Genomic DNA, 9,625 nt, shown 5'->3' on the forward strand with positions numbered 1-9,625 from the left:
GCGGCGCTTCCCCTCCAGCCGACGGTGGGTGCGGACGCCGCGTTCCCAGCTTCCGACCGCCTTGCCCCGATTGCGCCTCTGCCGGGCGGAAACCGGATTGCTCAGCGGGGCGGGACTGGATCATGCCCGCCCGGATGCAGGGGATGGCAGCGCCCGATGCGGCGGATCGCCAGCCAGCTGCCGCGCAGCGCACCGAACCGGCCGATGGCGCCCATCGCGTATTCCGAACAGGTCGGGACGAACCGGCAGCGTGTCCCCAGCAGGGGGCTGATCCAGCGCTTGTAGCCGCGCAGCAGCGCGATGAGGAGTCTGTCGATCACGAACCTGTCACGGACGGTAGGCGGACGGGACGCGCGGGATTCACGTGGTTGCCGCCTTGCGCCGGGCAGGGTATAACAGCGCGCCTTCCCGCCTCAAGGGAATACCGAAGGAACACCTCGACGTGGCAGCGAAGAAACCCGCGAAGAAGGTCGCCAAGGCGGCCAAGAAAGCCGCTCCGGCCAAGAAGCCGGTGATCGCCCGCAAGGCCGCGCCTGCCGCCAAGAAGGCGGCGGCAAAGCCGCTGGCCAAGCCGGCCGCGAAGAAGGCGGCGGCGAAACCGGCGGCCAAGCCTGCCGTGAAGAAGGCCGTGGCCAAGAAGGCGCCTGCGAAGAAGGCCCCGGCTGTAAAGAAGGCGGCGCCTGCGAAGAAGGCCCCGGCTGTAAAGAAGGCGGCGCCTGCCGCGAAGGCGGTGGTGGCCAAGAAGCCCGCACCCAAGCCCGCTGCCAAGCCGGTAGCGAAGAAGGCCGTGTCCAAGCAGGTGGCCAAGCCCGCCGCGAAAAAAGCCACCCCGGCTGCCAAGCCGCTGCCGGCCGGGAAGCCGGCGTCTGCCAAGCCGGCGGGCGCCAGGGAAGCGAAGAAGCAGGCGCCTGCGTCGAAGCCGGAACCGCAGAAGGCGGCCAGGGCGGCGGAAGCGCCCAAGAAGGAAACGCACAAGCCCGTGGTACCGCCGGCCGCAAAGCCGGTGCCCGCTGCGGACAACAAGAAGAAAGGGAAAGTGATGGTTGCGGTGAAGAAAACGTCCGGGGGCCAGTCCGCGCCCAAGGGCAAGCACAAGGTCGTGCCGTACAAGGTCGATGAAACCAGCGGGCGTCCCATCCTGCCGGCCGGCTACAAGCCGTCGGCGGACGAGGAATACATGAGCCCGCTGCAGCTGGAATATTTCCGCCAGCGCCTGCTGCAGTGGCGCGCAGACCTGGTGGAGGAGTCCAAGCAGACGATCGAGAACCTGCGCGAGGAAGTCCGCGACATCGGCGACGAAGCCGAGCGCGCCACCCGCGAGACCGAGAACTCGCTGGAGCTGCGCACCCGCGACCGCTACCGCAAGCTGATCGGCAAGATCGACAGCACGCTCAAGCGCGTGGACAGCGGCGAATACGGCTTCTGCGTCGACACCGGCGAAGAGATCGGCCTGGACCGGATGGAAGCGCGGCTGACCGCCGAGCGCACCATCGATGCCCAGGAGCGCTGGGAGCACCTGCAGAAGCAGATGGGCGACTGAGTCCCGCTGCTTCTCCGCTGACGAAAAAACCCCGCCTCGGCGGGGTTTTTTCATGCGGCGACGGTGGGTTGAGCGCCGCCGGTTCAGCCATGCCGCCACTCGGTGCGGCGGCGTGGCCGGTGCGGAGCGGGGCAGGCCCGCTCCGCGATCGCGCCTCTTACTTGCTGTCCAGCCCGCGCTGTTCCAGCAGCGCCTCGATCTTCGCCTCGTAGCCCGCGAAGTTGGGGAACAGCTTGCCGGCCTCGATCTGGCCGCCCGGTGCCAGCACGAACTCGCGCAGGCGGTCGCCGTTCTCCAGGCTGAGCCCGCCGTTCTTGCGGATCCACTGGGTGGTGTTGGCGCCCAGCACCTCCGACCAGATGTAGGCGTAGTAGCCGGCGGCGTAGCCGCCCATGATGTGGCTGAAATAGGGCGTGCGGTAGCGCGGCGGCACCGGCGCGTAGTCGAAGCCGTCGGCCTTCAGCGCCTGCGCTTCGAACGCCATCACGCCATCGGCTTCCGGGATGTTTTCCAGCGGCAGCTGGTGCCAGCGCTGGTCCAGCATCGCCGCTTCCAGGTACTCGGTGGTGGCGAAGCCCTGGTTGAACTTCGACGCCGCGATGACCTTGTCCAGCAGCGCCTTCGGCATCGGCTCGCCGGTCTGGTAATGCTTGGCGTAGTGGGCCAGGATCTCCGGCCAGTCGGCCCACATCTCGTTGACCTGCGAGGGATATTCGACGAAGTCGCGCGGCACGTTCATCGAGAAGTACGGGTAGCGCACGTCCTGGAAGAAGCCGTGCAGCGCATGGCCGAATTCGTGGAAGGCGGTGGTGACCTCATCCCAGGTGAGCAGGGTGGGCTTGCCTTCGGAGGGCTTGGGCACGTTCAGGTGGTTGGCCACCACCGGCTTCTCGCCCAGCAGCGCCGATTGCGCCACGTAGGTGTTCATCCAGGCGCCGCCGCGCTTGGAGGCGCGGGCGTAGGGGTCCCAGATGAAGATCGACAGGCGCTTGCCGTCCTTGTCGAACACGTCGTAGATCCAGGTGTCCGGGTGGTACTTGGGCAGGTCGGTGCGCTCCTTGAAGCTGATCCCGTAAAGCTTGTTGGCGGCATGGAAGACGCCGTTCTCGAGCACGTTCTTCATCTCGAAGTACGGCTTGAGCTGGCTTTCGTCGAAGCTGAACTTCGCCGCCCGCACCTTCTCGCTGTAGTAGGCCCAGTCCCAGGGCTGCAGGGTGAAGGACGGCTCGCCCTTGGCCTTCTGCTCGGCGTCGATCATCGCCTGCAGGTCGGCGCCCTCGCGGCGGGCATTGGCCACCGCCTTCGGCGCCAGCTGGCGCAGCATGGCGTTGACGTTGTCCTGGTTGGCGGCGGTTTCGTCGGCCAGCACGAAGTTGGCCGAGGTGTCGTAGCCAAGCAGGCGCGCGCGCTCGGCGCGCAGCTTCAGCACCTGCGAGACGATGGCGGTGTTGTCCCACTGGTTGCCGCGGCTGCCGCGGGCCACCGAGGCCTCGTGCAGGCGCTGGCGCAGTGCGCGGTTGGCCAGCTGCGCCTCGGCCGGCTGGCCGGTGGTGTTGAGCAGGGCGATCACGTACTTGCCATCCAGCTTGCGCGCCTTGGCGGCCTCGGCGGCGGCGGCGATCTGCTCGTCGCTCATCCCGACCAGCTCGTCGCGGCTGTCCACCACGATGGCGGAGGCGTTCACCTCGGCCAGCACGTTCTGGTTGAACTGCGTGCCCAGCTTGGACATCTGCGTGTTGATGTCGCGGATGCGCGCCTTCTGCGCGTCGGTCAACGCGGCGCCGCCGCGGACGAAGTCCTCGTAGCGTTTTTCCAGCAGGCGGCGGTCGACCGCGTCCAGTCCCAGCGTGTCGCGTGCGTCGTACAGCTTCTTGATCCGCGCGAACAGCTTGGGGTTGAGGGTGATGGCGTCGCGGTGCGCGGAGAACTTCGGCGCGTATTCGGTCTGCAGCTTGTCGCGGGCGTCGTTCTTGTCGGTGCCGACCAGGTTGAAGAACACGTTGGTGGCGCGGTCCAGCAGCTGGCCGCTCTTTTCCATCGCCACGATGGTGTTCTGGAAGGTCGGTGCTTCCGGGTTGTTGGCGATCGCGTCCATTTCGCGCAGCTGCTCGGCCATGCCGGCGTCGAAGGCGGGGGCGAAGTCGCTGTCCTTGATCCGGTCGAACCGGGGGTAGTTCAGGTCCAGCGTGCTCGGAGTGGCGAACGGCCCGCTGTAGGCGGTGGCGGTGTTCATCGAAGTCGAAGCCTCCTGCTTCTGCGCGGCGTGGGCGACGTTCATGCCCAGGGCGGCGGAAATGGCGAGCGCGAGCGCGCAGGCGATGGGTTGTTTCATGGTTTCAAAGTCCGGTAGTTCGACGGATGATGGCGGCCGAGCGGGCTCGGCGCTGCACGTTTTGCGTACCAGCAAGGGTATCGCATGCCCGCTGGCGGCGGCAGTGAAGGAGGTCAGGTATAGCCGATAGTCGATTGATTTCCTGCGGTTTGGGGATAGGCTGGATCGATCCCCTGAGCGCCGCTTCGCTGCGGCCGAACCGTTTCCCATATGCCCACCACCGCATTCGAGTTCGAGGCCATCGGTCTGGATGGCACCCCGCAGCCGCTGTCGCAATGGCGCGGCAAAGTGCTGCTGGTCGTCAACGTCGCCAGCAAATGCGGCTTCACCCCGCAGTACGCAGGGCTGGAAGCGCTGTGGCGCGAGTACCGCGAGCGCGGGCTGGTGGTGCTGGGCTTCCCCTGCGACCAGTTCGGCCACCAGGAGCCGGGCGATGCGGAGGAGATCCGCGACTTCTGCTCGCTGACTTACGACGTGACCTTCCCGATGTGCGCCAAGGTGGAGGTGAATGGCGCCAATGCCCATCCGCTGTGGCGCTGGCTGAAGAAGGAGAAAAGCGGCCTGCTCGGCATCGAGGCGGTCAAGTGGAACTTCAGCAAATTCCTGGTCGGCCGCGATGGACGGGTGCTGGCGCGGTATGCGCCGACCGACAAGCCCGAATCGCTGGCGGGCGACATCGAGGACGCGCTGGCATGACGCGCGACACGCTGTCCGGCGGCAGCTACCGGCTTGAGTTCGACTACCAGCCGCCGCTGCTGACCGTGCGGCTGCTGGGCGAGGTCGCGGCGGAGAAGAACATGGAGACGACCCGCGAGTACTGGCGCCATATCGCCGACCGGGTGTCGGCCTGCGGTGCCGGCGCGCTGCTGGTGCTGGATGCGCTGCCGGGCGAGGTGATGGACGACGCCGATCTGGTCCGCTTCTTCAACGGCGTGGCCGGGCTGGGCCTGGATCGGGTGCGGATTGCCTACGTCGAGGCCCGCACCGACCAGATGCCGCGGATCGAGTATGTGGAACAGCTGGCGCTGGAGCGCGGCTACCGGATCCGCATGTTCGCCAACGAGCCGGAAGCCCGGCTCTGGCTGCGCTACGGCGGCGACTAGCGCAGGCGATTGCAGGCCTGGCTGCGGCTATTTTTCGACGAATGCCCGCTCGAACACGTACTCGCCGGCGGTACCGATCCGCGGGGAGGCGGTGAAGCCGCGGGCATCGAGGATGGCGCGGAAGTCCGCCAGCATCTGCGGGCTGCCGCAGATCATCGCGCGATCGAAGGCCGGATCCAGCGCGTCGATGCCCAGCGCCTCGGCGATCCGGCCCTGGTCCAGGTGGTCGGTGATGCGGCCGCGGTGGTCGCGGCTGCGGTACTCGAACGCCTCGCGCGAGACCGCCGGGTAGTACAGCAGGCGGTCGCGGATCATCTCGCCAAGCAGCGCGTGGTTGGGCAGCTCGCGCTCGATGTAGTCGCGGTAGGCCAGGTCCTCGGCGCCGCGCACGCCATGGCACAGGACCACGCGCTCGAAGCGTTCGTAGGTCTCCGGGTCCTTGATCACCGACAGCCACGGCGCCAGCCCGGTGCCGGTGCCCAGCAGGTACAGGTTGCGGCCGGCGTGCAGGTCCGTGATCAGCAGGGTGCCGGTGGGCTTGCGGCCGATCAGGAGGGTGTCGCCGGGCTGGATGTGCTGCAGGCGCGAGGTCAGCGGGCCGTCGGCCACCTTGATGCTGAAGAACTCCAGCTGTTCCTCCCAGTTGGCGCTGGCGATGGAATAGGCGCGCATCAGCGGCTTGCGGCTGCCGTCCGGCTGTTCCACCTCCAGCCCGATCATCACGAACTGGCCGTTGTCGAAACGGAAGCCGTCGTCGCGGGTCGTGGTGAAACTGAAGTAGGCGTCCGTCCAGTGACGGACATCGAGCACCGTTTCGGTGCCGAAGGGGGAGGCCATGCGCGTGGGGGGGTGCGGGAGTAGCCGCCTATTTTACGTGGCGGCGCAGCATGGCGTTTGATCCGGAACAAATTGACCCGGATTTGCCGCGGCCTGCGCCATGCTGGGTTCATGGAGACCGCCCCGACGCTCTGGACCATCGGCCATTCCACCCGGCCCTGGCCGCAGTTCCAATCCATGCTGGCCGACGCCGGCATCGCCCGCCTGGCGGATGTGCGCCGCTTCGCCGGCTCGCGCCGCAACCCCCAGTTCTCGCGCGACGCGCTGCCGCCGGCGCTGGCTGCGGCGGGCATCGGCTACTGGCCGTTGCCTGCGCTGGGCGGGCGCCGCAAGCCTGCGCCGGATTCGCCGAACACCGCCTGGCGGGTGGATGCGTTCCGCGCCTATGCCGACCACCTCGCCAGCCCCGAGTACATCGAAGCGCGCGACGCGCTGATGGCCGCGGCGCGCAGCGAGCGCACCTGCGTGATGTGTGCGGAAGCGGTGTGGTGGCGCTGCCACCGGCGCCTGATCGCCGACGATTTCGTCGCCCGCGGCTGGTCGGTGCTGCACCTGCTGGGGCCCGGCAACGTCCAGCCGCACCGGCTCAATCCCGACGCCGTGCTGGTGGACGGGGTGCTGCGCTATCCGGGAGCGCAGCCATCACTGCCGTGAGGCGGCGGGTGGCGTCAGCCGCAGCAGCTGCCCGTCGCTGGCGTCGGTGAGCACATAGACGCGGCCATCCGCGGCCACGCGCACGTCGCGGATGCGATGGCGAAGATCGGTGAGCAGGCGCTCCTCGGCGACGATGCGGTCGCCGTCAAGACTGAGCCGGATCAGGCTCTGGCCGGCCAGCGCGCCCAGCAGCAGGCTGTCGTTCCACGCGCTGTCCGGGTGCCCGGTCAGGAAGGCCATGCCCGACAGCGCCGGCGATTTCGCCCACACGTGATAGGGCCGCTCCATGCCCGGCGCCTCGCGGCCGCGGGTTTCCGCATAAGGGCGGTTGGTGAGGTAGTCCATGCCGTCGCTGATCACCGGCCAGCCGTAGTTCTTGCCTGCGTCGGGCAGGTTGATCTCGTCGCCGCCGCGCGGGCCGTGTTCGCTCTGCCACAGCCGGCCGGTGCGCGGATCGACCGCCATGCCCTGCATGTTGCGGTGGCCATAGCTCCAGATCGCGCGGCGCACGCCCACGCCGTCGGCGAACGGGTTGTCGGCGGGCAGGCTGCCATCGAGATTCAGCCGCACCAGCTTGCCTTGCAGCACTTCGAGATCCTGTGCGAGTTCCTTCTGGTTGCGCTCGCCCTGGCTGATGAAGACGTGGCCGTTGCCGTCGAAGGCGATGCGCGAGCCGAAATGGTTCGGCCCCTTGAGCTTGGGGATCTGCCGATAGATGACGCGCAGGTCGGACAGCGCGGCATCGCCCAGGGTGGCAGTGGCGACGGCGGTGCCGGCGGTATCGTCCGGGCCGGGTTCGGCATAGCTCAGCCAGATGCGCTGGTTGCGAGCGAAGTCGGGATCGAGCACGACGTCCAGCAGCCCGCCTTGGCCGTCCGCGAATACCTCGGGCACGCCGGCCAGCGGCGGGGATACCGCGCCATCGGCGGAGATCCGCCGCAGCCGGCCCGGCCGTTCGGTGACCAGGAAACCGCCGTCCGGCAGCAGTGCCACCGCCCACGGGTGCTCCAGCCCGCTGGCCACGGTTTCGATGCGCAGGTCGCCGGCCTGCGAGGCCTGGGTCTGCGGCGGGACGGTTGCGGCACCGGGCGCGGGCCTGGCGCAGGCGTTCAGCGCCAGCGGCAGCGCAAGGCACAGGAGAAACCGGGAAATGCGATGCATGGTGGCGTCCTCGTCTGGCCGCCCGCACAGGCAGCGTGGTGGGCCAAGGCTAACGGTAGCCGGCGGCCTGCAGTTCGAACAGCTCGGCGTAGCGTCCGCCCTGGGCCATCAGCTGCGCATGGGTGCCGCTGGCTTCGACCCGGCCGTCGGCCAGTACCAGGATGCGGTCGGCCATGCGCACGCTGCTGAAGCGGTGGCTGATCAGCACCGCGGTCTTGCCGGCGGACAGCTCCTTGAAGCGCTCGAAGACCTCGAATTCGGCACGCGCGTCCAGCGCCGCGGTGGGCTCGTCGAGGATCATCACCTGCGCGTCGCGCATGTAGGCGCGGGCGATCGCGATCTTCTGCCACTGCCCACCGGACAGGTCCACGCCCTGCTTGAAGCGGCGGCCGACGATCTGGTCGTAGCCGTTCGGCAGCGCCGCCACCACCTCGTCGGCCAGGCCCTTGCGCGCGGCGCGCTCGATGCGGGCGCGGTCGTCCATCGCGTCGATCTGGCCCACGCCGATGTTCTCCGCGGCGGTCAGGTGGTAGCGCACGAAGTCCTGGAAGATCACACCGATGTTGGCACGCAGGTCGTCCAGGTCGTAGTCGCGCAGGTCGCGCCCGTCCAGCAGGATGCGGCCCTCGTCGGGGTCGTAGAGGCGGGCCAGCAGCTTCACCAGGGTGGTCTTGCCGGCGCCGTTTTCGCCCACCAGCGCCAGCACTTCGCCGGCACGCAGCTCGAAGCTCAGCCCGCGCAATGCCCAGCGTTCGCTGCCCTCGTAGCGGAAGCCGACGCCCTCGAACACGAAGCCGGTGCGGATCGGGTCGGGCACCGCGATGGCATCGGGTTTGCTGGCGATCTCCGGTTCGATCTCGAAGAAGGAGTACAGGTCGTCCAGATAGAGCGCCTGTCCGGCGACCTGCGAGAAGCCGCTCAGCAGGCTTTCCAGCAGCTGGCGCAGGCGGCGGAAGCTGCCGGCGAGGAAGGTCAGGTCGCCGATGGAGAAGTCGCCGCGCACCGTGCGCCAGGCGATATAGCCGTAGGCGACGTAGTAGCCCAGCGTGCCAAGCGTGGCCAGCAACGTGCCCCAGAGCGCGCGTTTGCCGGCCAGCCGCCGGTTGGCCTCGAAGAACTTCCGCGACAACGTGCGGAAACGCTCGATGAAGAACCGGTTGAGGTTGAAGATCTTGACCTCTTTCGCCGTTTCCACGCTGGCGCCCATCTGCCGCAGGTATTCCAGCTGGCGGCGCTCCGGCGTCCACTGGAAGTTGAGCGAGTAGTTCAGCGCGTTGAAGTGCGACTCGCCGATGAAGGCCGGCACCAGCGCCACCGCCAGCAGCACCATCAGCCAGGGCGCGTAGGCCAGCAGGCCGGCGGCGAAGGTCAGCACGGTGATCGCGTCCTGCGCCTGCCCGAACAGCTGGCTGAGCAGGTTCATCCGCCCAACCGTCTGCCGGCGCGCGCGATCCAGCCGGTCCTGCAGGTCGGCGTCCTCGAAATCCTCCAGGTCCAGCAGCGCCGCGTGTTCCATCAGGCGGATGCTGGTGGCGTTGGTGAACAGTTCGGACAGCACCGCGTCGACATAACCCGCCAGCCGGCCCAGCAGGTCGGAGCCGATCGCCAGCGCCAGCTCCAGGGCCAGCAGCAGCACGATGGGGTCGAGCTGGCCGGAGCGCCAGGCCGACGCCAGTTCGTGCGGCAGCCCCAGCCCGATCAGCCGCACCGCCTCGTCGATGATCAGCTTGCCGACGTAGAGGGTGGCGATGGGCAGGAACGCGCGCAGCAGGCGCAGGCCGATTGCCGCCAGGGTCAACGGCCGGCTGGTGTTCCAGATTTCGCGCAGGAACGGCCGCAGGTTGCGCATCGCGTCGAAGCGCTGGCGCAGGTCGAGCGGGGACTGCGGAGAAGGGGTGGGCATCGTGGGGCGTTCAGGCGGGCAGGGCGGTTGGGCTTAAAATAGGTTCATCTCCCAACTCCGGGGAATGCGGCGCGGATCTTGAGGAAGAAGTAGGT

At 68.3% G+C, this 9,625-nt stretch carries 9 protein-coding genes; 4 read left to right on the forward strand and 5 right to left on the reverse strand.

What is annotated here, in order from left to right:
- Nucleotides 1–101: 101 nt before the first annotated feature.
- Nucleotides 102–320: a membrane protein insertion efficiency factor YidD gene (gene yidD, locus SPK54_RS12115; protein WP_330948146.1), complete on the reverse strand. Its 219-nt coding sequence runs from the start codon at nucleotides 318–320 to the stop codon at nucleotides 102–104.
- A gap of 122 nt (nucleotides 321–442) precedes the next feature.
- On the opposite strand from yidD, the gene dksA reads away from it, so the two are divergent.
- Entirely contained in the window at nucleotides 443–1,540 is a 1,098-nt protein-coding gene (dksA, locus tag SPK54_RS12120; protein WP_330948147.1) for an RNA polymerase-binding protein DksA, read from the forward strand.
- Between the two features lie 157 nt (nucleotides 1,541–1,697).
- On the opposite strand, the gene SPK54_RS12125 is transcribed toward dksA, so the two are convergent.
- Nucleotides 1,698–3,860 (reverse strand): M3 family metallopeptidase, encoded by a 2,163-nt coding sequence (locus SPK54_RS12125; protein WP_330948154.1) that lies wholly within the window; start codon nucleotides 3,858–3,860, stop codon nucleotides 1,698–1,700.
- A 222-nt stretch (nucleotides 3,861–4,082) separates the two neighbouring features.
- On the opposite strand from SPK54_RS12125, the gene SPK54_RS12130 reads away from it, so the two are divergent.
- Both SPK54_RS12130 and SPK54_RS12135 read left to right on the forward strand, forming a co-directional pair.
- Nucleotides 4,083–4,568 (forward strand): glutathione peroxidase, encoded by a 486-nt coding sequence (locus SPK54_RS12130; RefSeq protein ID WP_330948148.1) that lies wholly within the window; start codon nucleotides 4,083–4,085, stop codon nucleotides 4,566–4,568.
- Complete coding sequence (locus SPK54_RS12135) at nucleotides 4,565–4,975, forward strand: hypothetical protein (protein WP_330948149.1); 411 nt, start codon at nucleotides 4,565–4,567, stop codon at nucleotides 4,973–4,975. The genes SPK54_RS12130 and SPK54_RS12135 overlap by 4 nt, the downstream gene beginning before the upstream one ends.
- Nucleotides 4,976–5,002: 27 nt before the next feature.
- Here the strand turns inward: SPK54_RS12135 and SPK54_RS12140 are convergent, their stop codons facing one another.
- Nucleotides 5,003–5,812, reverse strand: coding sequence for a ferredoxin--NADP reductase (locus SPK54_RS12140; protein ID WP_330948150.1), 810 nt, complete (start codon nucleotides 5,810–5,812; stop codon nucleotides 5,003–5,005).
- Nucleotides 5,813–5,923: 111 nt separating this feature from the next.
- Here SPK54_RS12140 and SPK54_RS12145 point away from each other — a divergent pair, with 111 nt between their 5' ends.
- Nucleotides 5,924–6,466: a DUF488 domain-containing protein gene (locus tag SPK54_RS12145; RefSeq protein WP_330948151.1), complete on the forward strand. Its 543-nt coding sequence runs from the start codon at nucleotides 5,924–5,926 to the stop codon at nucleotides 6,464–6,466.
- On the opposite strand, the gene SPK54_RS12150 is transcribed toward SPK54_RS12145, so the two are convergent.
- Together SPK54_RS12150 and SPK54_RS12155 are read right to left on the reverse strand one after the other, a co-directional pair.
- Entirely contained in the window at nucleotides 6,455–7,627 is a 1,173-nt protein-coding gene (locus SPK54_RS12150) for a PQQ-dependent sugar dehydrogenase (protein WP_330948152.1), read from the reverse strand. The two genes, SPK54_RS12145 and SPK54_RS12150, sit on opposite strands and share 12 nt — an antisense overlap.
- 49 nt (nucleotides 7,628–7,676) lie before the next feature.
- Entirely contained in the window at nucleotides 7,677–9,530 is a 1,854-nt protein-coding gene (locus SPK54_RS12155) for an ABC transporter ATP-binding protein (RefSeq protein WP_330948153.1), read from the reverse strand.
- Between the last annotated feature and the right edge of the window lie 95 nt (nucleotides 9,531–9,625).

Origin of the sequence: Thermomonas sp. LB-4, assembly GCF_036409385.1 — a bacterium.
GTDB lineage: Bacteria > Pseudomonadota > Gammaproteobacteria > Xanthomonadales > Xanthomonadaceae > Thermomonas.

Coding starts and splice junctions, on each gene's coding strand:
- SPK54_RS12155 (WP_330948153.1), bottom strand. CDS start 9,530: ATGCCCACCCCTTCTCCGCAGTCCCCGCTCGACCTGCGCCAGCGCTTC.
- SPK54_RS12140 (WP_330948150.1), bottom strand. CDS start 5,812: ATGGCCTCCCCCTTCGGCACCGAAACGGTGCTCGATGTCCGTCACTGG.
- SPK54_RS12150 (WP_330948152.1), bottom strand. CDS start 7,627: ATGCATCGCATTTCCCGGTTTCTCCTGTGCCTTGCGCTGCCGCTGGCG.
- SPK54_RS12130 (WP_330948148.1), top strand. CDS start 4,083: ATGCCCACCACCGCATTCGAGTTCGAGGCCATCGGTCTGGATGGCACC.
- SPK54_RS12145 (WP_330948151.1), top strand. CDS start 5,924: ATGGAGACCGCCCCGACGCTCTGGACCATCGGCCATTCCACCCGGCCC.
- SPK54_RS12135 (WP_330948149.1), top strand. CDS start 4,565: ATGACGCGCGACACGCTGTCCGGCGGCAGCTACCGGCTTGAGTTCGAC.